This window comes from Micromonospora acroterricola (assembly GCF_003172955.1).
Classification (GTDB): Bacteria; Actinomycetota; Actinomycetes; order Mycobacteriales; family Micromonosporaceae; genus Micromonospora; species Micromonospora acroterricola.
The window spans coordinates 13933-39955 of record NZ_QGKR01000208.1; the positions used below are offsets into that span (position 1 = coordinate 13933).

Here is a 26023-nt window from a genome sequence, read left to right on the forward strand (position 1 = left end):
TCCGCGACACGCCGTGCGGCTGGCAACAACTTCATGATCAACCCGTGGGACGACTCTGCGGTTAGAGCGGACGGGTGAGGCGGCGGCGGGCCTTCTCCCGGATCGGCTCCGGCAGGTCCTCCGCGTCGAGCAGCCGGGGCAGCAGCTCCGGCTCCAGGCTCGTCGCCCGGAACACCTCGCCGATGGTCACCCCGTGCGTGGGCCGCTCCACCACCTCGACGGGGTCACCGGCGCCCACCTCCCCCTCGCGCAGCACCCGCAGGTACGCCCCCGGGGTGGCACGCACGGTGAAGCGCCGGATCAGGTCGGGCATCCCCCAGAAGCCGGCGAACGTCGTGCACGGCGTACGCGGCATGGTCACCTGGAGCAGCGCCGTCCCGATCTCCCACTGCTCGCCGATGACCGCGCCGGTCACGTCGACCGCGTAGGTGGTCAGGTTCTCACCGAAGCCGCCGGAGCGGATGGCCCGGCCGATCTCCGCGGACCACCAGGCGGCGTCCTCCTCGGCGTACGCGTAGACGGCCTTGTCCGGGCCGCCGTGGTGGGCCCGCTCCCCGATGAAGTCGCCCGCCACGCCCTCAGCGAGCAGCGACACCGGCCCGTCGACCGGTCGCTTGTCGATGCCGCTGCGACCGCTCGCGTCGCCGGCCCACTCCGCCTCGGTCACCACGCCGAGGTTCACCGCTGCCACCCTGCCCGTCATGACGGCCAGCCTAGTGGCGGGGCAGCGCCGGGCCAGCCCACGGCAGCGGCCGGCTGCCGGGGTCAGCCCTTGACGGCGCCGGCGACCAGGCCGGAGACCATCCGCCGCTGCACCAACAGGAAGAAGATGATGACCGGCAGCGTGAACAGGGTGGAGGCCGCCATCACCGGCCCCCAGTTGGTGTCGTCCCGACCAAAGAAGAAGGTCATCGCCACCGGCAGGGTGTAGCGACTCTGGTCGTTGATGAACGTCAGCGCGAAGATCAGCTCGTTCCACGCGGTGATGAAGGAGAAGATGCTGGTGGCCACCAGGCCGGGCGCGACCAGCGGGAAGAGGATCCGGCGGAAGATCTGGGCGCGGCTGGCTCCGTCGATGGCCGCCGCCTCCTCCAGCTCCTTGGGCACGGCCGCGACGAAGCCACGCAGCATCCAGACCGCGAACGGCAGTGAGAAGCCGAGGTACGTGAGGATGAGGCTGGGCAGGGTGTTGTAGAGCCCGAGCCGCTGGATCATCAGGAACAGCGGGATGACCAGCGCCTCCAGCGGGATCATCTGCACCACCAACAGCATGATCAGGAAGCTGGTCCGCAACTTGAACCGGAACCGGGCGACCGCCGTGGCGGCGAGCAGCGCGACCAGTCCGCTGAGCACCACCGTCGAGACCGCGACCAGCGCGCTGTTGAGGAAGAAGTCGACGAAGCTCACGCCGGGGATCAGGTTGCCGGTCAGGATCTCCCGGTAGTGCTCCAGCGTCGGATGGGTCGGCACCGGCTGCGGCGTGGACGAGAAGATCTCCCTGCTGGGCTTCAGCGAGGTGGAGATCATCCAGTAGACGGGGAACGCCGCGAAGAGCGCGACCAGCAACCCGGCGCCGTTGAGGGCGACCTTCTTCACGACTCGTCCTCCTGCCTGAGCACCATCCGTACGTAGAAGCCGGTGACCACGAGCAGGATCAGCGTGAGGATCACCGCGATGGCCGAACCGAGGCCGTACTTCGGCGGCGGCGAGAAGGCCTCCGCGTAGGAGTAGATGGAGAGCATGAACGTCGGCCGGTCCTGGGTGCCGCCGGCCAGCACGAACTGCTGGGTGAAGACCTTGAAGTCCCAGATGGTGGAGAGCACGATCAGGATCCCGAAGACCGGGCGCAGCAGCGGGAAGGTGATCCTCCAGAACACCCGCCAGGGGCCGGCGCCGTCCACCCGGGCCGCCTCGTGCAGTTCGCTCGGCACGCTCTTCAGGCCGGCGAGCACGCTCACCGCGATGAACGGGAACGAGTGCCAGACCACCACCAGGGTGAGGATGGCGAAGAAGAGCAGGGGCGAGTTGAACCAGCCGTAGCCCGTCCAGTCACTGCGGCCGAACAGGCTGTTGGAGAGGCCGTCCGGCAGCGCGTTGAACAGCCAGGTGACCAGCCCGCTCGTGTCGTCGAAGATCCATTTCCAGACGATCGTGCCGGTGAGCGCCGGGGTGGCCCAGGCGAGCATCACGCAGCTCGCCACGAAGGTGGCCATCTTGCGGCCGAGCCGGTTGAGCAGCAGCCCGACCAGGGTGCCGAGGACCATCGTGAGCAGCACGTTGGCGGCGGCGAACAGGACCGTGTTGCGCAGCACGGTCAGGAAGAACGGGTCGGAGAGGATGTCGGCGTAGTTGCCCAGCCCCACCCACGGCCACTCCCGGTCACCGCGTAGTTGCCGGACGCTGTTCAACCGGTAGAAGGACATCACCACCACCTGGCCGAGCGGCCAGAGCAGCAGCACCCCGATGATCACCAGTGCGGGCAGGAGAAGCAGGTAGGGCAGGCGGTCGACCCGGCGACGCCGCCGCGCGGGGGTCTCCCGCGCGGCGGCCGCCTCCGGCGCGTTCGTCAGTAAGCTCACTTGCTGTTCAAAATGCCTTCCATTTCGGCGGCCGCGTCGGCGGTGGCCTTCTCGACCGTCTTCTGACCCTTCATGACCGAGCTGTTCATCGCCTGGGTCACCGTCTTGGTCCGGCTGACCTCCACCCACTTCGGAGTGAGCGGCGTGAGCTTGGTGTTCTGCATGGTGGTGGCGAACGACGCCATGACCTTGTCGTTGGCGTACGTGCCACCGGCGATCAGGTCCTGGTAGACCGGGAAGAAGCCGAGGCTGCTCGCGAAGCTCTGCGCGTTCTGCTTCTTCAGCAGCACGGTCAGGTAGTCCCAGGCCAGGTCCTGGCGCTCGCTGTCCTTCCAGATCGCCACGTCCGAGCCACCGGCGAAACCGGGCGCCGCCTTGCCGTCCGGGCCGGGGATCGGGAACGTACCCCAGACCTTCTCGATCTCGGGGTTGTCCTTCTTCATGGCGCCCTGCTGCCAGCTGCCGGCGAACGCCATCGCGGCCTTGCCGGTGGCGAACTGGGTGCGGGCGTCGATCTCGTTCCAGCCGGCCGCGGCCGGCGGCGCCACCTTGTGGACGGTCACCAGGTCGGTCCAGAACTTGACCGCGCGCTGCGCCTCGGGGGTGGAGTAGCCGGACTTCCAGGCCCCGCCCTGGTTGGTGGCGATCTCAGCGCCGGCGCCCCAGAGGAAGGAGTAGAAGGGCAGCTCGGAGTTGCCCGGCAGGGCGATGCCGTAGGTGCCCGGCTTCTTCGCCTGGACGGTCTTGGCCGCGGTGACCAGCTCGTCCCAGGTCTTCGGCGGCTGCACGCCCGCCTCCGCGAACCAGTCCGTGCGGTAGTAGATCGCCCGGACGCCGGCGTACCAGGGCACGCCGTACTGCTTGCCGTCGAGCTGCGCGTTGCGCACCAGGTCGGGCAGCAGGTCCTTGCCGTCGGCCCAGCCGCCCATCCGGCCACTCACGTCGGCGAGCGCCTCCTGGGCCGCCCAGCCCTGGGTCTCGGTGTTGCCCAGCTCGGTGATGTCCGGACCCTCACCGCCGGCGAGCGCCGCCTGGAACTTCTTGGGCGCCTCGAGCCAGGGGATGTACTGCACCACCACGTCGGTGTCGGGGTGCTTCTGCCGGAACTCGGTCTCCACCCCGTCGAGGAAGGTGTTCTGGGCGTCGCCACCCTCGCCCATCATCCAGACCGTGAGCTTGCTGTCGTCGGCCGCGTCGTCGCCGGAGCCCCCGCAGCCGGTCAGCACCATCGCGGCCGAGGCCACCACGGCGGTGACCGGGGCCAGCCGCTTCCACCTGTTCACGCCACTTCTCCCCTCGCGCCGCCTGGAACTAACCTTCTCCGCCGCACCCTAGTACGAAGAATTCCTTTACGACAGTGGGCGGACCGTCGGAGCGTGGCGACCGTACCGCAGGGGATCGACGAAAGGGTGCGGTGGCACCGGGCCGAAGTCGGGCACTCCCGCACGAAAGAGCGCCCGGCTGTTGGCCGGGCGCTCTTTCGTGTCGTGCGATGGTGCCAGTTGATGCCGGGTTGTTATCGGGTGACGCTGCGGCGGCGACCCACGCCGGCCACCAGCGCGACCGCGATCGCCGCGACGACGACCTGCACCAGCAGCTCGCCCCAGTCGATACCGTTGGTCTCGGTCGCGATGCCGATCGCCCGCGCCAGCACGGTGCCCAGCAGGGCCGCGCCGACACCGATCAGCAGGTGCAGCCAGATCGGCATGTTCTGCCGGCCCGGGACGACCAGGCGGCCCAGCGCCCCGACGATGAGACCGACAACGATCGCAGTGATGATGCCCCACACGGTGAGCTCCACGGTCGCCCTCCTTCACAGAATGTCCGACACACGAATGTGTGTTTCCTGTCGTGACCGCTAAGTTCCCGACCCGCCGAAAATCCAAACCGACTTTGCCGACCAGACGATCACTACTGTGCCGACCGGGACACGTTCCACCGCCCCGCACGGCCCGCCGCCGAGGCGTCGAGGCGCGCCGCGAGTGGCCGCGACTGGCGTCGGGCGGCATCGGGCGGCACGCGACCGCCACACCCGGGATGAACGCCGATGGGCGCCCGACCAGCTGGTCGGGCGCCCAAATCAGAAGTGGTGCGGTGGTGCGGGTGTTACCGGGTGACGCTGCGGCGGCGACCCACGCCGGCCACCAGCGCGACCGCGATCGCCGCGACGACGACCTGCACCAGCAGCTCGCCCCAGTCGATACCGTTGGTCTCGGTCGCGATGCCGACGGCCCGCGCCAGCACCGTGCCCAGCAGGGCCGCGCCGACACCGATCAGCATGTGCAGCCACATCGGCATGTTCTGCCGGCCCGGGACGACCAGGCGGCCCAGCGCGCCGACGATGAGACCAACAACAAGCGCAGTGATGATGCCCCACACGGTGAGCTCCACGATCGCCCTCCTTCAAAGAATGTCTGACACACGATGTGTGTTTCCTGTCGTGACCGCTAAGTTCCCGAGCCGCCGAAAATCCAAACCGACTCATGTCGAGCCGCAGCGGCAGGCGTCAATGCCGCACGGGGTGCGTCGATTGGCGCGGGAGGGCGTCCACACAGGTCGCGGGCTCTGTCGTCAGGATCCGCCGCCATCTCGACGAGCCCGAAAAATTTCTCCGCCAGCGACGGTCACCGTCGTCCGGAGCACGGGAACTGCCGACCGGGACACGGCGACGGCCGGCGCCCCGCCGGGCGATCGGTCGTCGCGACCGCCCGGCCGAGGGCACCGGCCGTGTTCGTCAATCAGCGCCGGCGCACCGGCGTCGGCGTCACTTCTTGCCGGCGGGCTTGCCGTCGCCGGAGTCGGAGGAGAGGGCGGCGATGAAGGCCTCCTGCGGCACCTCGACCCGCCCGACCATCTTCATCCGCTTCTTGCCTTCCTTCTGCTTCTCCAGCAGCTTGCGCTTACGGCTGATGTCACCGCCGTAGCACTTGGCGAGGACGTCCTTGCGGATCGCCCGGATCGTCTCCCGAGCGATGACCCGGCTGCCGATGGCCGCCTGGATCGGCACCTCGAACTGCTGGCGCGGGATCAGGGTGCGCAGCTTGGCGGCGATGCTGACGCCGTAGTTGTACGCCTTGTCCTTGTGCACGATGGCGCTGAACGCGTCCACCGGCTCGCCGTGCAGCAGGATGTCCACCTTCACCAGGTCCGATGCCTGCTCGTCGGTGGGCTCGTAGTCGAGCGAGGCGTAACCCTTGGTGCGGCTCTTCAACTGGTCGAAGAAGTCGTAGATGATCTCCGCGAGGGGCAGCGTGTACCGCAGTTCGACCCGGTCGGCGGAGAGGTAGTCCATGCCGAGCAGGCTGCCCCGCCGACCCTGGCAGAGCTCCATCACCGCGCCCACGTAGTCGTTGGGCGTCAGCACGGTGGCCCGGACCACCGGCTCGTACACCTCCGCGATCTTGCCGGTCGGGTACTCGCTGGGGTTGGTGACGACGATTTCCTCGCCGTCGTCCGTGATCGCCCGGTACACCACGTTCGGCGCGGTGGAGATCAGGTCGAGGTTGTACTCGCGCTCCAGCCGCTCCCGGATGATCTCCAGGTGGAGGAGGCCGAGGAAGCCGCAGCGGAAGCCGAAGCCGAGCGCGCCGGAGGTCTCCGGCTCGTAGTCCAGCGCGGCGTCGTTGAGCTTGAGCTTGTCCAGCGCCTCGCGCAGGTTGGGGTAGTCGGACCCGTCGATCGGGTAGAGGCCCGAGTAGACCATCGGCTTCGGGTCCTTGTAGCCACCCAGCGCCTCTTTCGCCGGCCGGGTGTTGATGGTGACCGTGTCACCGACCCGGGACTGCCGGACGTCCTTCACACCGGTGATGAGGTAACCCACCTCGCCGACGCCGAGCGCCTCGGCCTTCACCATCTCCGGGGAGATGACGCCGATCTCCAGCAGCTCGTGCACCGCCCCGGTGGACATCATCTTGATCCGGTCCCGGGCGCTGATCCGGCCGTCGATGACGCGGACGTAGGTGACCACGCCGCGGTAGACGTCGTACACCGAGTCGAAGATCATCGCCCGGGCGGGCGCCTCGGCGTCGCCGACCGGCGGGATGAACTGCCGGACGATCTCGTCGAGCAGGTGCGGGACGCCCTCGCCGGTCTTGCCGGAGACCCGGATGCAGTCGGCGGGGTCGCCGCCGATCAGGTGGGCCAGCTCCTCGGCGTACTTCTCCGGCTGGGCGGCCGGCAGGTCGATCTTGTTGAGCACCGGGATGATGCGGAGGTCGTTCTCCAGCGCCAGGTAGAGGTTGGCCAGTGTCTGCGCCTCGATGCCCTGCGCGGCGTCGACCAGCAGCACGGCCCCCTCGCACGCGGCCAGCGACCGGGACACCTCGTAGGTGAAGTCGACGTGCCCCGGGGTGTCGATCATGTTGAGCACCGCGTGCTCGCCGGCCCGCTCACCCTCGCGGATCGTCCACGGCATCCGGACGGCCTGGCTCTTGATCGTGATGCCGCGCTCGCGCTCGATGTCCATCCGGTCCAGGTACTGCGCGCGCATCTGCCGGGGGTCGACCACGCCGGTGAGCTGCAGCATCCGGTCGGCCAGGGTGGACTTCCCGTGGTCGATGTGGGCGATGATGCCGAAGTTCCGGATGCCTGCCGGGTCGGTGGCACCGGGAGCGTTCCGGGCGGAATCGGGCGTCGGTGGCACAGCGGTCCGTTCTGATCGGCTGACGTGAGCGGGCCGGCGTGACGCCGACCCCTTCTATGATCCCACGCCGCCGGCGCGCGTCCGCTGCGCGGGCGATCCTCCCCACCCGGCAGGCACCGCGCCGGCGCGGGGCGCGCACCCGGCACGGCCTCACTCCATCGGCGGCTCCACGAAGAGCGCGGCCAGCCGGGGCAGCCGCCGGCGGGCCTCCTCCTCGTCGTCGAAGTCCCAGAAGTCGTTGAGGTCCGGCGCGCGCACCGGCTCCCGCTCCGCCGGCAGCTCCGACGCGGTGGCCCTGCGGTACGCGTCCCAGGGCACCGCCAGCATCTGCTCGGCGGAGAACTCCTCCCCGCTGAGCGAGGCGGCCCGCACCTGGGGCAGCTCCGCCAGCGAGTCCGGTTCGGCGACCGCGCGGGCGAAGACCGCCCGGCCCTGGGTCATCAGCCAACCCCGGAAGTGCTCGAAGCCGTCCGCCGACGCACCGCCGTTGATCAGGTACGCCGCCCCCCACAGGTCCGCCTTGTGCGAGGCGGCCAGCACCCGCGTCTGGTGCCGGGCGTACCCGACGATGTCCTCCGGGTCGCGCTCGGCCAACAGCGCGACGGCGCGTGCGGCCACCAGCCCCGGCTCTCCCCCACCGCCGGCCCGGGCCTGGTCGATCAGCTGCCAGAAGTCCTCGGTCCTCATGGCTTGGCAGTCTGGCAGTGTCACCGCGCGCCGGCACGTACCCCCAGGGCAGCATGGTGGGGTGTCCCCGACGCCGCTGCCTCCCGTGCCCTACCACGCCAGCGCGCTGCGCCCGTCGTGGCCGGCGCTGCCGGCGGCGCTGCGGGACGCGATCGCCGACCGGCTCGGCGCGCCGGTGGTCACCGCCCGGGTCGCCGGCGCGGGCTTCACCCGGGGCTTCGCCGCCGTGCTCTCCACCGCCGACGGCGACCGGGCCTTCGTCAAGGCCGCACCCGCCGCCGAGCAACCGCACCTCGTCGATGCGTACGCCCGGGAGGCCGCGATCCTCGACCGGCTGCCGGCCGGCCTGCCGGCGCCCCGCCCCCGGTGGACGCTGTACGAGGCCGGCTGGTTCGTGCTCTGCACCGACGCCGTCGACGGTCACACCCCGCGACTCCCGTGGGGGGAGGCGGAGTTGGACGCGACGCTCGCCGGGTACGCGGAGGTCGCCGCCGCGCTGGCCGACCCGCCGGCCGGGCTGACCGCGCTCGGCCTGCCGCACCTGGCCGATCTGGCCCGGTCGGACATTCTCTGGTGGGAGGAGGTCGCCGCGGGCCGGGAGCCGGCGCCGGCGCTGCCCGAGCCGGTGCGGGGCCGGTTGCCGGAACTGGTGGCGCTGGAGTCCCGCCTTCCCCGGTACGCCGCCGGGGTGGCCGACCTCACCCATGGCGACCTGCGGGTGGACAACGTGCTCATCGACGGGGACGGCCGGGCGTGGTTCTGCGACTGGACCTGGGTCTGCCACGGGCCGGCCTGGTTCGACCTGGCGGGCCTGCTGCTCACCGCGTACGCCGGCGGCCTGGACGCGGACCGGCTCTTCGCCACACACCCGGTGACCGCGGGCGCGCCGCCGGACGCGCTGGACGCCACCCTGGCCGCGCTGGCCGGCTATTTCCTCACCGGCGCCACCACGGCCCCGGTGACGGCCTCGCCCCACCTGCCCGCGCACCAGCGGTGGAGCGGCGAGCAGGCGCTCGACTGGCTCACCAACCGCCAGGGCTGGCGGTGACCGCCCGGGGCGTAACGTGGTCGTCGACGGGCCGGATGATCGACGCGTACGGCCGCGCGGTGGCTGGGCCGTTTTGGCTCGTCCCGGGCGACCTGGTAACCTGGCTCTTCGCGTAGCGATGACGCATGTTCGTCATCCGCGCACAAGCTGACCAACCCGAGCTATCAAGACGAGGCTGTCGCGTGGCGAACATCAAGTCCCAGATCAAGCGCAACCGGCAGAACGAGAAGGCCCGGCTGCGCAACAAGTCGGTCAAGTCGTCGCTGAAGACCGCCGTCCGGAAGTTCAACGAGGCTGCCGAGGCCGGTGACGTCGAGAAGGCCACCGCGCTGATGCAGGACGCCTCGCGCAAGCTGGACAAGGCCGTCAGCAAGGGCGTGATCCACTCCAACCAGGCCGCGAACCGCAAGTCGGCGATCGCCAAGCGCGTGGTGGCTCTCTCCGCCTGACGACTCGCCGTCAGACTGATTCGGAAAGCCCCGGACTCCGGTCCGGGGCTTCCGCATGTCCAGCCGCCGTCGCTGGCGGCTGGGTCGGCGTCGACCCAGGTCAGTCCAACCGGTCCGAGCGGTTGGTGGGCCGCGCGGGATCGGCGTTGATGACCACACCGGTGACGCTGTGCGAGATCCACTCGACCCGGGCCCGGCCGACCACCGGCTCCATCTGCCGGCGGAAGCGGTCCCGTTCCTGCTCGGGCACGAGCGCGGCGGAACGGACCACGATCGCGGCGACCATGTCGTTGAGCTTCACCATCGCCGCCACCACGGCGGGCAGCACCAGCACCGCCCACCAGGTGACCAGCTCGGCGAGGGCGAGCAGCACGGCCAGCGCGACCGTGCCCTCGAAGAAGAGGAAGCAGAGCACGCCGCCCGGGTTGACGAACCGCAGGCCGAGAAGCCGGGCGTAGAGCGGCCGGTAACGCTCCTCGTCGGCGGGGAGGGTGGCCCACGCCGTACGGTTCGGCCCCGTCACCGGGTGCTGCCCTGCCGGGCCGCCGCGACCGAGAAGACGGCGCGTTCCAGGGCGTACGCCCGATCGTCCGAGCCACCCTTGACGGCCGCGTTGCACTCGGCGGCGACCTGCATGGCCCGGACCAGCCCCTCCGGCGTCCAGCCGCGCCCCTGCCGCTGCGCCCGCTCGATCTTCCAGGCGGGCATCCCCAGGCTGCTGGCGAGCTGGTACGGGTTGCCCCGCCCGGCGGACGCCACCCGGGCCACCGTGCGTACCCCGTCGGCGAGGGCGTCGGCGATGGGCACGGGGTCGACGCCGACGTGCAGGGCCCAGCGCAGCGCCTCCAGCGCGGCCGGCACGTCGCCGACCATCGTGGCGTCCGCCACCGTGAAGCCGCTCACCTCGACCCGACCCCGGTAGTAGCGGGCGACTGTGTCGGCGCCGATCCGCCCGTCGGTGTCGGCGATCAGTTGGGAGCAGGCGGCGGCCAGCTCGCGCAGGTCGTTGCCGACCGCCGCGATCAGCGCCTCGGCGGCGTCGTCGGTGCACTTGCCGCCGGCTCGACGGATCTCGTCGCGGACGAAGGACACGCGGTCACGGTGCCCCTTGAGCTTCGCCGCCGGGACCACCGTCGCGCCCGCCGCCCGCAGCCCGTCGGCGAACGCCTTGCCCTTGGCGCCGCCGAGGTGCAGCACCAGCAGCTGGACCTCCGGGTCGGGGTTCTTCGCGTACGCCAGCAGCGCGGCGACCAGGTCCTTGCGGGCGTCCTGGCCGGAGCGCAGGATGAGCAGCCGCCGCCCGCCGAACAGCGACGGGCTGAGCATCTCGGCGATCTCGCCGACGGTGAGCGCGGCGGCCTGGTACTCCCGGACGTCCACCTGGGGGTCGACGCTGCGGACCTTCGCGACTGCCTCGGTCACCGCGCGCGTGGCGAGCAGTTCCTCGTCACCGAGGACGAGCAGAATGGGGGCGAGGCTGGCGGGGGTCACGTCGCCCATATTCGCACGGCCCACGGTGAGAGCGTGCCTGGTCATTCGCCGCTTGGACTCTGGAGCCCGCACTCAGTGCAAATCCAGACATTTATCTCAGTTCGTCATCTAATTCATAAGACGACCACCAATTCGTCCGTGGCGGGCGCAATTTCCACCGAAGGGCGCCCGGCGGGGCTCGCCGGTCGGCTCAGGGCTGTCGGCCCGGTGGCACGCCCCGGTGGACCACCGCCAGGCCCGTCCCCGCCCGGATCGCTGCCAGGTCGCCGTCGGTGTCGGTCCGCAGCACCCGGGCGCCGTCCCTGCTCAGCCGGCCGAGCAGCCCCAGGTTCGGGTGCCCGTACGTGTTGCCGGTGCCCACCGGCACCAGCGCGACGGCCGGCCGTACCGCGTCGAGAAACCCCGGATCCTGGTACGCCGAGCCGTGGTGGGCGACCTTCAACACGTGCGCGCGCAACTGGCCGGGCGCAGCCCGCGCCAGCACCGCGTGCTGCTCCTCGGTCTCCGCGTCGCCGGGCAGCAGGATCCGCACTCCGGCCACCGTGGCGAGCAGCACCAGCGAGTTGTTGTTGGGGTCGGACCGGGTGCCGGTCAGCGGGTACGGCGGGCCGAGCACGAGCAGGTCGACGCCGCCGACCGGAAGGCGGGCACCGGCCACCGTGGTCAGCATCGCGGCCCGCCCGGCGGTCGCGGCGGCACGGACCATCTCCCGGCCGCTCGCCGGATCCGTCGAGGGCGGCGTCAGCACGGCGGCCACCCGGCGCCCCCGGAACACCCCGGCCACCCCGCCCACGTGGTCGGCGTGGAAGTGGCTGACGACGAGCAGCGACACCTCCCGTACGCCGAGTCGGCGCAGGCAGCCGTCGACGGCCGCCGACTCCGGCCCGGCGTCGACCACCACCTCCCGCCCCGGGCCAACCGGCAGCACCAGCGCGTCGCCCTGGCCCACCGCGCAGGCCACCACCGCCCAGCGGGGCGGCGGCCAACCAGCGGCCACCAGCCGGACCGGGAGGGCGCCCAGCAGCGCGGCGACGCCGACCACCGCCACCAGCCGGCGCACCAGCGGCCGGCGCACCGCGACCAGCAGCGCCACGGTCAGCCCGGTCAGCAACAGGGCCCCGAACACCCCGCCCGGCCACGGGAGCGTGCCGACCGGCAGTCGGGCGCCCTGCCGGGCGATCACGACCAGCCACCAGGCGGGCCAGCTCGCCAACCACGCGGCGAACTCGGCGCCCGCCGGCCAGAGCGGAGACAGCACGGCCGCCACGACACCCAGCACGGTCGCCGGCGCGATGGCCGGCACCGCCAGCAGGTTGGCCGGCACCGCGACCAGGCTGACCGTGCCGGAGAGGCCGGCGACAACCGGCCCGCAGGCCAGCTGCGCGGCCGCCGGCACGGCCAGCGCCTCGGCCAGCCCTGCCGGGACACCCCGCCGACGCAGCCCGTCGCGCCAGCGGGGCGCGAGCAGCAGCAGGCCACCGGTGGCCAGCACGGAGAGCGCGAACCCGGCATCGCCGGCCAGCTCCGGGTCGACCAGCACCAGCACGGCGACGGCCGCGGCCAACGCGGGCAGCGCGGCCCGGGGGCGCCCGGCGGCGAGCGCCGCGAGCCCGATCGCCCCCATGGTGGCGGCGCGTACGACGCTCGGCGACGGACGGACCAGGATGACGAAGCCCACCAACGCCACCCCGCAGAGCCCGGCCGCCAGCCACGGGCCGGCCCGCGCCCACCGGGCCAGCAACAGCACCGCGCCCACGACAATTGCCACATTGCTGCCGGACACGGCATTCAGGTGCGTCATGCCGGTCGCCTGGAAGTCCTCCTCGACGCTGGCTGGCAGCCGGCTGGTGTCGCCCACCACCAGCCCGGGCAGCAGCCCGCCGGGATCGTCGGGAAGTGGTGCACAGGCCCGTTGCAGGCCGGCACGCAGCGTCCCGGCGGCACGCTGCGCCCAGGACGGCGCACCCTGCCGCGCGGGCGGGCCGGTGGTGCTGAGCACCGCGGCGGTGAGGTCCCCGCCGCGCGGGACCCCGAGCCGGCCCTCGGCGGTGAGACGCTGCCCGGGCAGCAGCTCCCGCCAGGCCGGGTCGGTGGCGAGGATCAGCAGCCGCACCGACGCTCGAACCCGCCGGCCGTCCGGGCCGGTCAGCCGGACCAGCTCGGTCGACACCAGCAGCATGCCCGGACGGCCGGCGGACCGGATCGGGCGCGGGTCGTCCCGCACGACCAGGTCGGCGCTGACCGGTGCGCGCTGCTCGGCCAGGGCGCGGATCGGCGGCGCGTCTCGGACGGCGAGCCGGGCCACGGTGGCCGCCCCGCCGCAGACCACGCCGAGGCCGACCGCCACGGCGATCCAGCCGTAGCGGCGGACGGCGGCCCGGGGGCGGCCGAGGCGACCGAGAAGGTGCAGGGCGCTCAACGCCGTCAGGCAGGTCGTCGTCGCGGCCACCAGCAGGAGCGGGCGGGTGCCGGCGTGCAGGCCGGCCAGCGCTGTCAGCCAGGCGGCCACGGCGAGGCCGGCCAGCCGCAGGTCCGGCGGCGAGCGGTCGTCCGGGGGCGATGGTTCGCCGGCGGGCAGGTGTCCGCTCACACCGTCACCAGGTCCTTGAGCTGCTCGTAGCGTGCGTCGCCGATCCCGTCGACCTGGCGCAGGTCACCGACCGACCTGAACCCGCCGTGCTGGTCCCGATGGGTGAGGATGCGCTGCGCGAGCACCGGCCCGACCCCGGGCAGCGCGTCGAGCTGCGCCAGCGTGGCGGTGTTGAGATTCAGCGGCCCGGGTGCCGCCCCGCCCGCCGCCGGCCCGACGGCGCCGGCGGGTGGCGGCGGTGGCGTCACCCCGACCACGATCAGCTCCCCGTCGGTGACCTTGCGGGCGGGGTTGAGCAACGCCACGTCGACACCGGGCAGCGCGCCGCCGGCCGCCTGCACCGCGTCGGCGAGCCGGGCGCCCGCCGGCAACCGCACCAACCCGGGGCGGCGGACCTTGCCGGCGACCGCCACCACCAGCTCACCCGAGCCGGACACGCGGGGGTCGCCAGCCGAGGTGGCCGGAGCGGCCTCGCTGACCAGCGGCGCGACCGGCTCCTGCTGTGGCCTGGACCGCCAGGCCCACCCGGCGGCGGCAAGCACCACCACGGCGGCGACGACTGCCAACGCCCGCACCCCTCGCCGCCCGGGGTCGAACGCCCGGGGCAGCCGCGACCCCGCCGGAGCGGCAAGGCCGTCCCGAGCCGGAGATATGCCGGCCTCCGGCTCCGCGAGCGGCGGCACCTCGACCAGGGGTGACAGCACGCCCACCGGAGGTACGCCCGAAAGTGGCATCCCCGTGGGCGGCTGTCCCCCAGCCGGCGGGTAGGCCAACCGGCGCAGGCGCTGGCGTACCTCTGTCTCCTCGTCGTGCGACACGACGCGACGCTATGGCGGCGGACGCGGCGACGTGGCGCGCTGTGGCCGTCCTGTGGACAAGCGGCGCCACTGTGGACAACCGCCTGATCATGCGGTGTCGTGCTAGGGGTCGGCGGGTCATCCGGGTAGAACCCGATGCCGGGATGCGCGTCGGGTGCACCCACGAGTTGAGGCTTTATCGCGAGGTCAGGCACTTCTCGTGGCGAAAAGCCTCAACCGAGGTTTCAATGCTACGTTTTAACCACATGAGCCAGGACATTCGAGAGTTCGTACCCGAGCCATGTGATCTTCTCGCCCTGGGCGAGCCGACCCACCAGGAGCCCGCTTTCGGCGCGGTCCGCAACAAACTCTTCGCCCAACTGGTCGAGCTCGGCTTCCGTTCGATCGCCCTCGAGACCGATCGCGTCGCCGCGTTCGCGGTCAACGACCACGTTCTGCACGGCACCGGAAACCTCGCCTCGGTGCTGAGCGAAGGCTTCTCCCACGACTTCGGCACCCTGGACGCCAACCGGCGGCTCGTCGCCTGGATGCGGGAGTACAACCAGAACCGGCCAGCGCAGGACCGCTTGACCTTCCACGGCTTCGACGCCCCGACCGAGAACACCAGCGCACCCAGCCCGAGAAGCTATTTCGAGTACGCACGCGACTATCTCCACGTCGAGAACCTCGACATCGCCGGCATCGCCGGGGACGACCACCGCTGGAGCCGCACCGAGGCGATCCTCGACTTCGCCATGTCCATGGGCGGCACGCCCGAAGCCGAGCGGCTGCGAAGGATCGGCGAGGATCTGCTCACGAGGTTGTACGCCCGCGCACCGGAGCTGATCGCGCGGACCTCCCGCGCCGAGTGGCTACGGGCCAGGGCGCACCTCGATGCCGGCCTCGGGCTGCTCCACTACCACTGGCAGGCGGCGCAGCCCCTCGCTCAGAGCGATCGGATCCGCCTCCTGCTGACCACGCGGGACACGTTGATGGCGCGCAATCTGCTCGACATCCGCAGCGCCGAGGCGGGGCGCGGTCCGACGATGCTCTCCGCCCACAACACTCACCTGCAACGAAACGGAAGCGCCTGGAGCCTGGGCGACATGAGCGCCGATTGGTTCGGCGCCGGGGCCATCCTCGATTCCCTGCGGATCGAGAGCTACTCCTTCATCGCGGGCAGCCTCGGGCGCAGCCAGGTTCTCAAGCTGGGCGAGCCCGAGCCGGACACCTTCGAAGGTTCCCTGCAACGCCGCATCACCGACTGGGGCCTGATCCCGGCCACCGAGGTGTCCCCAGCTCGCACGCGCACGGACACCACCCCGCAGCAGGGCTATTTCCCGCTCGACCAGGCGACCGTCGACGGAGCCGACGCGATCATGCACATCACCGGCTGAGGGCTGCCCTCAGAGCCCAGGAGGCAGACGAGGACGTTCGGCTCGCGCATGATCTACGAGCGCTACAGGCGCGCCCGCGACGAGTCGGACTGAACCGCCGTCCGAGTCGTCAGCGCCTCGCCGGACCGGTTACTCGCCGCGCGACAGACAAGCCCCGGCACCCATCACGGGTGACCGGGGCTTCTGCCTGCGTCGGGTCAGCTTACGGTGCCGATCTCCTTGGCGAGGTTCACGAAGCTCTGCCAGGCCGTGGGCCCGAAGGTCAACGTTCCGCCGTCACGGTCCTTTGTGTCACGGACGAGGACGACACCGGGAAGGTTGTCGGCGACCTCGACGCACGCCCCACCGTTCGAGCTGCTGCGGGTGCTGGTGCGCCAGCGGGCGCTGGTCAGGTCATCCATGCTCGCGCTCTCATCAGATCGATGGTCAGGTTTCGCGGTAGCGCTACCGACCTCACGGTATCCCACACCGCCCACAACGGAGCAACGTCATTACTGATGCGCCCCGATGCCTGGTCGTCGAGATAGCCGACATCCTCACCTGCTGGTGTGCTGGCGATGACGAACGGTCCTGCTTGCCCGGGATGGAATCCAGCCGTCAGCGGGACTACGTGAACCATGATGGCTGGCCGCTCGGCGAGCGATATCAGGTGATCGATCTGTTCGATCATGATGTCGGGTTGTCCCCGGCGTAGTGCGGCTTCGTCGATGACGAAGACGGTGAGCGGCGGACGAGGCCGATTGAACACGGCAGCCTGACGGCGAAGACGGGTCTCCACGTGCCCTTGAATGTCGTCGCCGGCCCAGTGCCCGCTGCTCAGCACTGCTCGCGCGTACGCCTCGGTCTGAAGGAGGCCGGGTAACACGGCGGACTCGTACCACCGCAACGCGACGGCCTCGCGCTCGATGTCGGTCCACGGCCGGAACCATGCTGGTTCTCGTCGCTTGAACAGGTCGGGCCAAAGGTCCGCCTCTTCACGGCCGAGGATCGCTGCGACCTTCGACCGATGGCGAGTCTGCGGAATACGTCCTGGGTTCGCCCACTTGGCTGCCGTCTTGGGGTCCACGCCTATCTGACCTGCGAGGCTGTCCGCCGTTTCGCCCGATGCAGACATCGCTTCAATGACCGCGTGGTTCATCCGAATCCTCCCCGGAACGTTCTGCACGTCCACAGGAGATATTGCTACGCAGTGTGTTCGGTCCGCAACCCTTGGCAAGGTGCTTCGTAGACGGCGTGGCCGGCAGGGACCCGAACCCGGCGGACGCGTTCGTAGCGGGGCCGCCCCATGGGCGAGCACTCACCGGGGCGGCCCCTCCCACCAGCAGCATTCAGGGGAAACCATGCCGAACGACAAGCCGCAGCCGAAGCCCGCGAACCCGCCACCGTCGCCACCACCGGCGTCGCCGCCTGCCCGCCCGGTCGTACCGGGTCCCATCGGGCCGTTCGTCCCGCCGTTCCGTGGCCCGGGCCGGGTCGGGAACCGCGTCCCCGATCAGCGCTGGAGGGCGCGGTGACGGCGCCCAAAGTCCGATCCGGTGACGTCCTGCTCCTGAGCCGCGCGGCAAGCCCGCAGTTCTTCCGGCCCATCACGGTCCGGGTCATTCGGGTGCTGGACCGGGCCACGTACGACGGCTGGCTCTGGATCGACGCCTACCAGCTCGGGCGTGATGGCCTGGCGCTGGCCCGGCGGTCCCTGTACTTCATGCCCGAGGGTGCGCAGTTGGTGGTCACCCCTGCGGTGGTCCCGGGACGCCGCCGCCCGGTCGGCCGGACCCCAGTGCGGGTGGGCGGATGACCGGCCGCTCGGAACACCCCGTGATCACGCCGTCGTGGCGCTGCCGAACCTGCGGGATCGCCTGGCCCTGCTCGGCGGCGAAGCTGCGTCTCCTCGGCGAGTACCGCGGTGACCGCCCGGCCCTGCTGGCCCGCCTGGCGTCCCTCCAGGAGGAAGCCGCCCGCGACCTCACCGCGCTGAACCCGAGCAACCCGCCCGCCAACCTGACGGACCGCTTCGTCGACTGGGCTCGTGCCCGCTGACGGAGAAGCGGCCCGCGCGTGAGCCGCCCGAGGTCACGAGGTCAGCGGGCCTCCGGGTCGAGACCGAGCACGGCTCGTCCCCCGTCCACCGGCAACGTCACCCCGTTGATGAAGCTCGCCGCCGGTGACAGCAGGTACAGGACGGCCTCCGCCACCTCGTCGGCCCGCCCGATCCGGCCCACCGGGTGCAGCCGGGTCAGCTCGGCGTCGATCCACTCGGCCTGGGTGGGCTCCTGCGCGGCCAGGAAGTCGGCGTGCCGCTCGGTGGCGATCGAGCCGAGCGCGACCGCGTTGGCCCGGATGCCGTGCCGCCCGTACTCGACGGCCAGCGCCCGGGTCAGGCCCTCCACGGCGGCCTTCGCCGTCGAGTACGGCAGGGCCCCCGACACCGGCCGGTGGGCCTGGTGCGACGAGACGTTCACGATTGCCCCTCCCGTGCCGGCGGCCAGGAACCGGCGGACCGCCACGGCAGCGCCGACCACGGCCGGGCGCAGGTTCTGTCCGATGAGGTCCACCACCGCGTCGGCCGACGTCGAGTGCAGCGCCGCGTCCCGGAAGACCGCCGCGTTGTTCACCCAGCCGTTCAACGGCGCGGCCCGCTCCGCCAGCTCGGCGGCGCGCTCGGCCACCCGCTCGTCGCCGGCGTCGCCGACCACCGCGACCAGTCGGTCGGCGGCCGGGTGCCCGGCCAGCCAGCCCAGCGCGTCGGCGTCACGCTCCATGACGACGACGGTCGCACCCGTCGCCGCCAGCCGTTCCGCCACGGCCCGGCCCACACCACGGCCGCCTCCGGTCACCACGTACGACCTGGGCACGGCTCAGCCCTCCGGTCGTCGGTGAACGACCACGCAGGCCAGCCCCGGGCCGGCGTGCGCGGCGACGACGGCGCCCGCCTCGGAGACGTACGTGTCGTGCAGCCGGTCACCCAGCCGCTCGGTCAGCGCGGCGAGCAGCGCCTCGGCCCGCTGCGGCGCGGCCAGGTGGTGCACCCCGAGGTCCACCTCGTCGGTCCCGGCCGCCTCGACGGCCAGGTCGACCAGCCGGGCCACCCCACGGCTGGCGGTGCGTACCTTCTCCCGCAGCACGATGGCCCCGTCCGGCATGTGCATGATCGGCTTGACCGACAGGGCGGTGCCGAGCAGCGCCTCGGCCGCGTTGATCCGGCCGCCCCGGCGGAGGAACTCCAGCGTGTCGACGTAGAACCAGACGGTGGTCCGGGCGACGGCGGCGAGCGCCGCGTCGCGTACCCCGGTCAGGTCTGCGCCGGCCGCGGCGGCGGTGGCGGCCGCGATGGCCGGGAAGCCGAGCCCCATGCCGGCCGAGCGGCTGTCCACCACCTCGACCCGGCCGTCGAGGTCGGCGGCGGCCAGTTGGGCCGCCTCGACCGTGCCGGACAGGCCGGCGGAGAGGTGCACCGAGACGACGCCGTCGGCGCCGGCGTCGAGCAGCCGGCGGTACGTCTGGGCGAACTGCTCGGGCGCCGGACGGGAGGTGCTTGCCGTGACCCGCCGGCCACTCAGGGCCAGGGTGGCGTCGGCCGGGTGGGTCTCCACCCCCTCCAGTCCCTCCGCGCCGTTGAGCACGACGGTCAACGGGACGACGGTCAGCCGGTGCGCCTGCACCAGCTCGGGCGGAAGGTAGGCGGTGGAGTCGATGACGACCGCGACGGGCATGACCGGCACGCTAGCCGATCGAGGCGCCGAACGCCGAGGCCCGAAGGCACGCGGGGCGGCGGGGATCGGCCGGGACGGGACGGCGCTCAGACGGCGTCGACGACGGCGGGGGCGGTGACCAGGCCAACGTTGTGCCCCCGGAGCTGCCAGCCCCGGACGTCGTCGTGCCGCAGCTCGGTCCAGTGGCAGTTGGCCAGTGAGCCGATGGTGCGCAGCACGCCCGGGCCCCAGCCGAGCAGGTGACCCACACCCTGCCGGGAGCCGCCACCGTGGGTGGCGATCACGACGGTGCCACCGGGCGCCGCGTCGGCCGCCTCCTGGAGCGCGGCCGCGACCCGCTGACCCAGGTCGTGCAGAGGCTCCAGATCCGCGCCCGGGGACGGGTCGCCGGCCCGCCAGCGGGCGTACTCGTCGGGGAAGCGCTCGGCCACCTCGCTGAGGTACAGGCCCTGCCACCGGCCGAAGTGCCGCTCGCGCAGCCGCGCGTCGCTGCGGACCGGCAGCCCGGTCAACGCGGCGAGCGCGGCGGCGGTCTCCGCGGCGCGGCTCAGGTCGCTGGACACGATGGCGTCGGGACGCAGCGACGCGAGCAGCGGGGCGGCGGCGCGGGCCTGGTCACGACCCAGCTCGTTGAGGGGTACGTCGGTCTGGCCCTGGACCCGGTTGGCGGCGTTCCAGTCGGTGTTGCCGTGCCGCCAGACGATCAGCCGGGTCATTCGGCTGCGGCGGACCCGCTGGCGTCGGCCTCGACCAGGTCGCGGTCGACGAACGGGATCGTCGGGCAGTCCTTCCAGAGCCGGTCGAGCCCGTAGAACTCGCGCTCCTCGGTGTGCTGGACGTGCACCACGATGTCGACGTAGTCGAGCAGCACCCAGCGGCCGCCACGCTCACCCTCGCGCCGCACCGGCTTCGCCTTCTCCGGCAGCTCCAGCAGGCGCTCCTCGATGGCGTCGACGATGGCCAGCACCTGACGCTCGTTGGGGGCGGCGGCGAGCAGGAACGCGTCGGTGATGGCGAGCTGGTCGCCGACGTCGATGATGGTGATGTCCTGCGCCTTCTTGTCGGCGGCGGCCTGGGCGGCGGCGATCGCCAGCTCGTGAGCGCGTTCGGAAACTGTCACCGTTCTCCTTCGATCAACCGTGCGATCCTCCAAGCGTCTCATACCCGGCGTCGTCCCGACTTGTCAGTTCTGGTCGATTAGCCGCATGAATGGTGCCGAACCGGGCGCGTTCAGCGCTGATACAGCCGCCGCTTGGCGATGTACTGCACCACACCGTCGGGCACCAGGTACCAGACCGGCTCACCCCGAGCCACCCGGGCTCGGCAGTCGGTCGACGAGATGGCCATCGCCGGCACCTGGATCAGGCTGACCGTGTCCGCCGGGAGGTGATCGTCGGTCAGCGGGAAACCGGGCCGGGTCACCCCGATGAAGTGGGCCAGCTCGAAGATCTCGTCCAGGTCCTTCCACGACAGGATGCGTTGCAGGGCGTCCGCGCCGGTGATGAAGAACAGCTGCACCTTGGGGCCGTACTCGGCGTGGAGGTCGCGCAGCGTGTCGACCGTGTACGTCGGCCCACTCCGGTCGATGTCCACCCGGCTGACCTGGAACCGGGGGTTGGAGGCGGTCGCGATGACCGTCATGAGGTACCGGTCCTCGGCCGGGCTGACCGGTTCGTCGGCCTTCTGCCACGGCTGCCCGGTGGGAACGAAGACGACCTCGTCCAGGCCGAACCGGTCGGCCACCTCGCTGGCCGCGACGAGGTGCCCGTGGTGGATCGGGTCGAAGGTGCCACCCATGATCCCGATCCGCCGGATATCTTCCTCCACCCCGTGATCGTAGGCCGGGCGCTTCGGCGGCCCGCCCCGGCCCGGCGACGGGCCCACCTGCGACCGTCCCGGGTCGATCACCAGGGGTGTCGCGGCCGACGCGCGCGGGGCGTGCGGCGCGTCCGAGGGGGTCGCGGTGCGACGACTCTCGCGCATATACTCGTCTACGAGTAATCGCCTGCGAGAACGGAGGGCGTCGTGCCGAAGCGGCGCAAGGTCGGCAACCTGCTGGCGCTGGCCGTGCTGTCCGCCCTGGTCCAGCGACCGATGCACCCGTACGAGATCGCCACCGCACTGCGTGCCTGGGGCAAGGACCAGGACATGGAGTTCAAGTGGGGGTCCTTCTACACCGTGATCCGCAACATGGACAAACACCACATGATCGAGGCGGTGGAGAGCGTCCGCGACGGCCGGCGCCCGGAACGCACCGTCTACCGGATCACCGGGACAGGGCGTGCGGAGCTGGTCGACTGGGCCCGCGAGCTGGTCTCCACCCCGATGCCGGAGCATCCCCGTTTCCGCGCCGGCCTGTCCGTCCTCGCCGCGCTGCATCCCGACGAGGCCACCGACCTGCTGCGGCAGCGGCTCGACCTGCTGGACGACGCCGTCCGCCAGGACCGCGCCGTGCTCGACGCGCACCTGCGGGAGATCCCGCGGCTGTTCCTGGTGGAGGCGGAGTACGACCTGGCGATGCGGGGCGCGGAGGCAGCCTGGCTGCGTGCCCTGCTCGCCGAGCTGACCTCGGGCAGCTACCCGGGGCTGGACACCTGGCGGGCCTTCCACGAGACCGGCGAGATGCCCGCGGAGCTCACGGAGCTGGCCGAGAGGACCAGAGGCCCCGACCTCGACACCCCCGACTGATGGACGGCTCCGGCGAGGTGCGCCAACACCCCGCCGGAGCCCTTACCTCGAACCGACACCTGAAAGGCACCCGGCCCGAAGCGGCAACCAGAGGATAGCCGGGGTCCCTCCCAGGTCGGTTCGTACGCGCACGCACCGACGAACCCAGGGAGAGAGCATGACCACGGTACGAACCGCGATCGTCATCGGTGGCGGCATCGCCGGCCCGGTGACGGCGCTCGCGCTGCACCGCGCCGGCATCACCGCCACCGTCCACGAGGCGTACCCCGCCACCGCGAGCGGGGTCGGCGGCATCGGCGGCACCCTCGCGCTCGCGCCCAACGGCGTGGCGGCCCTGCACACGGTGGGCGCGGACGAGGCGGTGACCGCGATCGCCACCCCGATCGAGCGCACCATGATGGCCGTCGGCCGCCGCCGCATCGAGCTGCCCACGCTGGCCGGGGTGCCGCCGCTGCGGGTGGTGCACCGCGCCGAGCTGCACCGGGTGCTACACGACCGGGCGGTCGCCGAGGGCGTGCGGTTCGCGTACGGCAGGCGCCTCGTCGCCGCCGAACAGACGGAGACCGGCGTGACCGCCCGCTTCGAGGACGGCAGCACCGCCACCGCCGACATCCTGGTCGGCGCCGACGGCATCCGCTCCACGGTTCGCGGTCTCATCGACCCGGCCGCGCCCGGCCCCCGGTTCACCGGGCTGCTCGGCTTCGAGGCGGTGGCCCGGCACGAGGTAGACGTCGAGCCGGGCACGATGACCTTCGCGTTCGGGCGACGCGGCTACTACCTCTACTGGCCGGAGCCGGGCGGCGGCACCCGCTGGGGGGCCAACCTGCCGCACCAGCGGCCGCTCAGCCTGGTCGAGGCCCGCGCGGTGCCGGCGGCGCAGTGGCTGGCCACGTTGCGCACCAGCTACGGCGACGACGATCCGGGCCGGGAGCTGATGGCGACCAGCCGCGCCGACGAGCTCCAGGTGGTCGGCGCGCTGCAGATCATGCCGCCGGTGCCGCACTGGCACCGTGGGCGGATGGTGCTCGTCGGCGATGCGGCGCACGCACCGTCGAACAGCTCCGGTCAGGGCGCGTCGCTGGCGATCGAGAGCGCGGTGCAGCTCGCCCGCTGCCTGCGCGACCTGCCGGACGTGGCGTCGGCGTTCACCGCGTTCGAGCGGCTGCGCCGCGCCAGGGTCGAGAAGGTCGCCGCCCGAGCGGCACGGATCAACCAGGCCAAGGCGCCGGGGCCGGTCGCCCGGACGCTGATGCCGCTGCTGATGCCGCTGCTGGTGCGCACCGCGATGGACCCGGAGAAGACGGTCGCCGACGAGCAGCGCTACGTCATCGACTGGGACGCCCCGGTCACGACGGAGCCGGCGCTGCGCTGAGCCCAGGGCGCGGGGTGGCCCACCAGCCACCCCGCGCCCGACCGGTCTCAGGCCGCCGCGGCGGCCACCGCGGTCCGGGCGACGAGCGCCCGGCGCAGGTCGTCGTCGGCGTCGGTGACCACCCGACGCAGGCCGGGGGTCAGGTCGTCGCGGGCCAGCAGCGCCGCGGCCGCCTCCCGGGTCGGCTGCGCCACGGCGTAGCGGGGGAAGGCCAGGGCGGCCACCCGGTCGGCGGTCCAGGCGGTACGCCGACGCGCGGCGGCCGGCATGTCCGCGAGGTACCGCTCGACGTACGCGGCCGTCAGCTCGGCCTGCTCGGGCTGCCAGAAGCCCTCGGCGGTCGCCTCCAACAGCCGGTTGGACAGCTCGGTGTCCCGCACGATGATGTCCCACGCCGCCTGCTTCGCCGCGGGATCGGGCAGGGCGGCGCGGCAACGGGCGGCCCGCTCGGCGCCGGTGGCGCTGGGGTCGGCGGCCACCTCGGCGGCGATCTCCGCCTCGCCGGCCGCGCCCAGCACCACCAGCCGGCGCAGCACCGCCCAGCGCAGCTCGGCGTCGACCTTCAGGCCGGCCGGCACGTCGCGGCCGGCGAGCCAGCCGGTGAGCAGGTCGGCGTCCGTGGTCGCGGCGATCCAGCCCCGAGCGGCGGCGAGCTGCAACGACTCCCCCGCCGGTGCGCCGTCGAGCAACTGCCGGCACGCCCCGGCGACCCGGGCCAGCGCGGCGGACCGGGTCAGCGGGTCGAGGTAGCGGTCGACCAGCGAACGGCTGAGGGTGAGCACGTCCTCCGCGATGATCACTTCGGTCTCGGCCGGCAACGCGGCGACCATCAGGTCGACCAGGCCGGTTACCGGCCGCTCGCCGTCGGTCGCCGCGTCCAGCGCCTCGCTCCAGAGCACCGCCCGCGCCAGCGGGTCGGCCAACCCCGGCAGCACCAGCGGCACGGCGTCCGCCGACGCCGGGTCGAGGCGCACCTTGGCGAAGGTGAGATCGCCGTCGTTCGGCAGCAGCAGCCGGGCCGCCGGGGCGCCGGTCAACCCGCCGAGCACCGTCCGCCCGCCGTCCGTGGCCGGATCGAGGTCCACCTCGTCGCGCTCCACCGTGCCGTCCGCCGCGTAGCGGCCCACGCCGATCCGGTGCGGGCGCAGCACCGGGTGCGACTCGGGCGCGGTCTGCACCACGGCCACCTCGGTGTAGCGGCCGTCGGCGTCGACGGCGACCTCGGCGCGCAGCGTGTTGACCTGCGGCCGGCGCAACCACACATCGGCCCAACCCGACAGGTCCCGCCCGCTGGCGGTGGAGAGGCTGACCAGCAGGTCGGCGAGGGTGGCGTTGCCGAAGCGGTGCGCGGCGAAGTGCGCGTTCAGGCCGGCGAGGAACGCCTCGTCACCGAGCCACGCGACCAGCTGCCGCAGCACGCTGGCGCCCTTGGCGTACGAGATCCCGTCGAAGTTGAGCAGGCCCTCGTCGGCGTCGGCCACCTCCTCCGGGGCGACCGGGTGGGTGGAGGGCCGCTGGTCGGCGGCGTACCCCCAGGCCTTGCGGCGCATGGCGAAGGTGGTCCACGCCTGCTCGAAGCGGGTCGCCTCGGCGGTGACCCGGGTGCCCAGGTACTCCGCGAAGGACTCGTTCAGCCACAGGTCGTCCCACCAGCGCATCGTGACCAGGTCGCCGAACCACATGTGTGCCATCTCGTGGGCGATGGTGGTGGCCCGCTGCTCCCGCTCCGTGTCGGTGACCGCCGACCGGAACACGTAGTCGTCGCGGAAGGTGACGATGCCCGGGTTTTCCATGGCGCCGGCGTTGAACTCCGGCACGAACGCCTGGTCGTACTTGCCGAACGGGTAACGCTCGGTGAAGAGCTGGTGGAAGCGGTCCAGGCACTGCCGGGTGACGGTGAAGAGCTCCTCCGCGTCGGCGTCCAGGTGCTCGGCGAGCGACCGGCGGCAGTAGAGGCCCAGCGGCACGCCGTCGTGCTCGGCCCGCCGCACGTGGTATGGCCCGGCGATCAGCGAGAAGAAGTAGGTGGCCAGTGGCGCGGTCGGGGCGAACTCCCAGCGCCCGGGGGCCGGGTTGGCGGCCACCTCGGCGTTGCCGGCGACCGTCCACTGCGGCGGAGCGGTGACCGCGAGGGTGAACGGCGCCTTGAGGTCGGGCTGGTCGAAGGCCGCGAAGATGCGCTGCGCGTTGTCGAGAAAGGACCCCGCGTAGAGGTAGGTCTCACCGTCGGCCGGGTCGACGAAGCGGTGCATCCCCTCCCCGGTGTTGGAGTACGCCATCTCGGCCTCGACGACCAGGCTGTTGTCCGCGTCCAGGTCGCTCAGGGGCAGCCGGTTGTCGGTCAACGCGCCGGGGTCGACGTCGCGGTCGTTGAGGCGTACCGCCAGCAGCTTCGCGGGCCTGACCTCGGCGAAGGTGGCGGTGCCGGGGGTCGCCCGGAACCGGATCTCGACGCGGGAGCGGAACCGCTCGCCGCCACCGGTCAGGTCGAGGTCCACCTGATAAGACTCGACAGTAATCGCCGCGCCACGCGCGGTCGCCTCTACACGGGTCAGGCTCGGCATCCGCTTATC

Annotated in this window: 27 protein-coding genes; 7 read left to right on the forward strand and 20 right to left on the reverse strand. The window is 72.1% G+C overall.

All coding sequences use genetic code 11. The features are described 5' to 3' along the window. Positions 1–61 precede the first annotated feature (61 nt). The 8 genes from DKT68_RS17080 to DKT68_RS17115 form a co-directional block, all read right to left on the reverse strand. Entirely contained in the window at positions 62–703 is a 642-nt protein-coding gene (locus DKT68_RS17080; protein ID WP_236646934.1) for an MOSC domain-containing protein, read from the reverse strand. A gap of 62 nt (positions 704–765) precedes the next feature. Further along, positions 766–1596, reverse strand: a complete 831-nt coding sequence (locus DKT68_RS17085; RefSeq protein WP_109818410.1) for a carbohydrate ABC transporter permease — start codon at positions 1594–1596, stop codon at positions 766–768. Next, complete coding sequence (locus tag DKT68_RS17090; protein ID WP_109818411.1) at positions 1593–2579, reverse strand: carbohydrate ABC transporter permease; 987 nt, start codon at positions 2577–2579, stop codon at positions 1593–1595. The genes DKT68_RS17085 and DKT68_RS17090 overlap by 4 nt, the downstream gene beginning before the upstream one ends. Continuing rightward, on the reverse strand, positions 2576–3862 hold the full coding sequence (locus tag DKT68_RS17095; RefSeq protein ID WP_109818412.1) for a sugar ABC transporter substrate-binding protein: 1287 nt from the start codon (positions 3860–3862) through the stop codon (positions 2576–2578). The genes DKT68_RS17090 and DKT68_RS17095 overlap by 4 nt, the downstream gene beginning before the upstream one ends. Before the next feature lie 233 nt (positions 3863–4095). After that, complete coding sequence (locus DKT68_RS17100) at positions 4096–4380, reverse strand: GlsB/YeaQ/YmgE family stress response membrane protein (RefSeq protein ID WP_109818413.1); 285 nt, start codon at positions 4378–4380, stop codon at positions 4096–4098. Between the two features lie 305 nt (positions 4381–4685). After that, on the reverse strand, positions 4686–4970 hold the full coding sequence (locus tag DKT68_RS17105) for a GlsB/YeaQ/YmgE family stress response membrane protein (RefSeq protein ID WP_109818414.1): 285 nt from the start codon (positions 4968–4970) through the stop codon (positions 4686–4688). 373 nt (positions 4971–5343) lie between these two features. Next, on the reverse strand, positions 5344–7221 hold the full coding sequence (gene lepA / locus DKT68_RS17110) for a translation elongation factor 4 (RefSeq protein WP_109818415.1): 1878 nt from the start codon (positions 7219–7221) through the stop codon (positions 5344–5346). A gap of 150 nt (positions 7222–7371) precedes the next feature. Next, positions 7372–7908 (reverse strand): DUF4240 domain-containing protein, encoded by a 537-nt coding sequence (locus tag DKT68_RS17115; RefSeq protein WP_109818416.1) that lies wholly within the window; start codon positions 7906–7908, stop codon positions 7372–7374. On the opposite strand from DKT68_RS17115, the gene DKT68_RS17120 reads away from it, so the two are divergent. After that, positions 7790–8956 (forward strand): phosphotransferase family protein, encoded by a 1167-nt coding sequence (locus DKT68_RS17120; RefSeq protein WP_407940754.1) that lies wholly within the window; start codon positions 7790–7792, stop codon positions 8954–8956. The two genes, DKT68_RS17115 and DKT68_RS17120, sit on opposite strands and share 119 nt — an antisense overlap. Before the next feature lie 182 nt (positions 8957–9138). Further along, complete coding sequence (rpsT, locus tag DKT68_RS17125) at positions 9139–9405, forward strand: 30S ribosomal protein S20 (protein ID WP_109818418.1); 267 nt, start codon at positions 9139–9141, stop codon at positions 9403–9405. Positions 9406–9505: 100 nt separating this feature from the next. On the opposite strand, the gene DKT68_RS17130 is transcribed toward rpsT, so the two are convergent. From DKT68_RS17130 to DKT68_RS17145, 4 genes are all read right to left on the reverse strand, one after another. Then, positions 9506–9928: a hypothetical protein gene (locus tag DKT68_RS17130; RefSeq protein ID WP_109818419.1), complete on the reverse strand. Its 423-nt coding sequence runs from the start codon at positions 9926–9928 to the stop codon at positions 9506–9508. Further along, a complete protein-coding gene (gene holA, locus DKT68_RS17135; protein WP_109818420.1) occupies positions 9925–10905 on the reverse strand; it encodes a DNA polymerase III subunit delta in 981 nt (326 codons plus the stop codon). Before holA ends, DKT68_RS17130 begins: the two co-directional genes overlap by 4 nt. Before the next feature lie 181 nt (positions 10906–11086). Continuing rightward, positions 11087–13486, reverse strand: coding sequence for a ComEC/Rec2 family competence protein (locus DKT68_RS17140; RefSeq protein ID WP_109818421.1), 2400 nt, complete (start codon positions 13484–13486; stop codon positions 11087–11089). Beyond that, positions 13483–14304, reverse strand: coding sequence for a ComEA family DNA-binding protein (locus DKT68_RS17145; RefSeq protein ID WP_109818422.1), 822 nt, complete (start codon positions 14302–14304; stop codon positions 13483–13485). The genes DKT68_RS17140 and DKT68_RS17145 overlap by 4 nt, the downstream gene beginning before the upstream one ends. Positions 14305–14549: 245 nt before the next feature. Between DKT68_RS17145 and DKT68_RS17150 the strand changes: the two genes are divergently transcribed. Then, positions 14550–15680 (forward strand): erythromycin esterase family protein, encoded by a 1131-nt coding sequence (locus DKT68_RS17150; RefSeq protein ID WP_109818423.1) that lies wholly within the window; start codon positions 14550–14552, stop codon positions 15678–15680. Between the two features lie 197 nt (positions 15681–15877). Here the strand turns inward: DKT68_RS17150 and DKT68_RS17155 are convergent, their stop codons facing one another. Further along, positions 15878–16072 carry a DUF397 domain-containing protein gene (locus DKT68_RS17155; RefSeq protein WP_109818445.1) on the reverse strand — a complete coding sequence of 65 codons (195 nt, stop codon included), beginning with the start codon at positions 16070–16072 and terminating at the stop codon, positions 15878–15880. After that, the gene (locus tag DKT68_RS17160; protein WP_109818446.1) at positions 16069–16818 is read right to left on the reverse strand and encodes a DUF5753 domain-containing protein; all 750 of its coding nucleotides are present in this window, start codon (positions 16816–16818) and stop codon (positions 16069–16071) included. Before DKT68_RS17160 ends, DKT68_RS17155 begins: the two co-directional genes overlap by 4 nt. A 372-nt stretch (positions 16819–17190) precedes the next feature. On the opposite strand from DKT68_RS17160, the gene DKT68_RS17165 reads away from it, so the two are divergent. Together DKT68_RS17165 and DKT68_RS17170 are read left to right on the forward strand one after the other, a co-directional pair. Next, positions 17191–17475, forward strand: a complete 285-nt coding sequence (locus DKT68_RS17165; protein WP_109818424.1) for a hypothetical protein — start codon at positions 17191–17193, stop codon at positions 17473–17475. Beyond that, positions 17472–17717, forward strand: coding sequence for a flavin reductase (locus DKT68_RS17170; RefSeq protein WP_109818425.1), 246 nt, complete (start codon positions 17472–17474; stop codon positions 17715–17717). The genes DKT68_RS17165 and DKT68_RS17170 overlap by 4 nt, the downstream gene beginning before the upstream one ends. Before the next feature lie 41 nt (positions 17718–17758). On the opposite strand, the gene DKT68_RS17175 is transcribed toward DKT68_RS17170, so the two are convergent. The 5 genes from DKT68_RS17175 to nadD form a co-directional block, all read right to left on the reverse strand. Next, positions 17759–18532: an SDR family NAD(P)-dependent oxidoreductase gene (locus DKT68_RS17175; protein ID WP_109818426.1), complete on the reverse strand. Its 774-nt coding sequence runs from the start codon at positions 18530–18532 to the stop codon at positions 17759–17761. A gap of 3 nt (positions 18533–18535) precedes the next feature. Then, on the reverse strand, positions 18536–19390 hold the full coding sequence (locus tag DKT68_RS17180; RefSeq protein ID WP_109818447.1) for a DegV family protein: 855 nt from the start codon (positions 19388–19390) through the stop codon (positions 18536–18538). An 86-nt stretch (positions 19391–19476) separates the two neighbouring features. Continuing rightward, complete coding sequence (locus DKT68_RS17185; RefSeq protein ID WP_109818427.1) at positions 19477–20106, reverse strand: histidine phosphatase family protein; 630 nt, start codon at positions 20104–20106, stop codon at positions 19477–19479. Then, positions 20103–20510, reverse strand: coding sequence for a ribosome silencing factor (gene rsfS, locus DKT68_RS17190; RefSeq protein WP_109818428.1), 408 nt, complete (start codon positions 20508–20510; stop codon positions 20103–20105). The genes DKT68_RS17185 and rsfS overlap by 4 nt, the downstream gene beginning before the upstream one ends. A gap of 110 nt (positions 20511–20620) precedes the next feature. After that, positions 20621–21217: a nicotinate-nucleotide adenylyltransferase gene (gene nadD, locus DKT68_RS17195; RefSeq protein ID WP_109818448.1), complete on the reverse strand. Its 597-nt coding sequence runs from the start codon at positions 21215–21217 to the stop codon at positions 20621–20623. A 198-nt stretch (positions 21218–21415) separates the two neighbouring features. On the opposite strand from nadD, the gene DKT68_RS17200 reads away from it, so the two are divergent. After that, positions 21416–22078 carry a PadR family transcriptional regulator gene (locus DKT68_RS17200; protein WP_109818429.1) on the forward strand — a complete coding sequence of 221 codons (663 nt, stop codon included), beginning with the start codon at positions 21416–21418 and terminating at the stop codon, positions 22076–22078. Between the two features lie 157 nt (positions 22079–22235). After that, positions 22236–23450: an FAD-dependent monooxygenase gene (locus DKT68_RS17205; protein WP_109818430.1), complete on the forward strand. Its 1215-nt coding sequence runs from the start codon at positions 22236–22238 to the stop codon at positions 23448–23450. 47 nt (positions 23451–23497) lie between these two features. Here the strand turns inward: DKT68_RS17205 and pepN are convergent, their stop codons facing one another. Then, positions 23498–26014 carry an aminopeptidase N gene (gene pepN, locus DKT68_RS17210; RefSeq protein ID WP_109818431.1) on the reverse strand — a complete coding sequence of 839 codons (2517 nt, stop codon included), beginning with the start codon at positions 26012–26014 and terminating at the stop codon, positions 23498–23500. Positions 26015–26023: the final 9 nt, after the last annotated feature.

Bases quoted from the DNA above. Each gene is read 5' to 3' on its own strand.
- DKT68_RS17080 (WP_236646934.1), bottom strand. From the start codon at position 703: ATGACGGGCAGGGTGGCAGCGGTGAACCTCGGCGTGGTGACCGAGGCG.
- DKT68_RS17120 (WP_407940754.1), top strand. From the start codon at position 7,790: ATGTCCTCCGGGTCGCGCTCGGCCAACAGCGCGACGGCGCGTGCGGCC.
- DKT68_RS17115 (WP_109818416.1), bottom strand. From the start codon at position 7,908: ATGAGGACCGAGGACTTCTGGCAGCTGATCGACCAGGCCCGGGCCGGC.
- holA (WP_109818420.1), bottom strand. From the start codon at position 10,905: ATGGGCGACGTGACCCCCGCCAGCCTCGCCCCCATTCTGCTCGTCCTC.
- DKT68_RS17150 (WP_109818423.1), top strand. From the start codon at position 14,550: ATGAGCCAGGACATTCGAGAGTTCGTACCCGAGCCATGTGATCTTCTC.
- DKT68_RS17160 (WP_109818446.1), bottom strand. From the start codon at position 16,818: ATGAACCACGCGGTCATTGAAGCGATGTCTGCATCGGGCGAAACGGCG.
- DKT68_RS17170 (WP_109818425.1), top strand. From the start codon at position 17,472: ATGACCGGCCGCTCGGAACACCCCGTGATCACGCCGTCGTGGCGCTGC.
- DKT68_RS17180 (WP_109818447.1), bottom strand. From the start codon at position 19,390: ATGCCCGTCGCGGTCGTCATCGACTCCACCGCCTACCTTCCGCCCGAG.
- DKT68_RS17185 (WP_109818427.1), bottom strand. From the start codon at position 20,106: ATGACCCGGCTGATCGTCTGGCGGCACGGCAACACCGACTGGAACGCC.
- DKT68_RS17205 (WP_109818430.1), top strand. From the start codon at position 22,236: ATGACCACGGTACGAACCGCGATCGTCATCGGTGGCGGCATCGCCGGC.
- pepN (WP_109818431.1), bottom strand. From the start codon at position 26,014: ATGCCGAGCCTGACCCGTGTAGAGGCGACCGCGCGTGGCGCGGCGATT.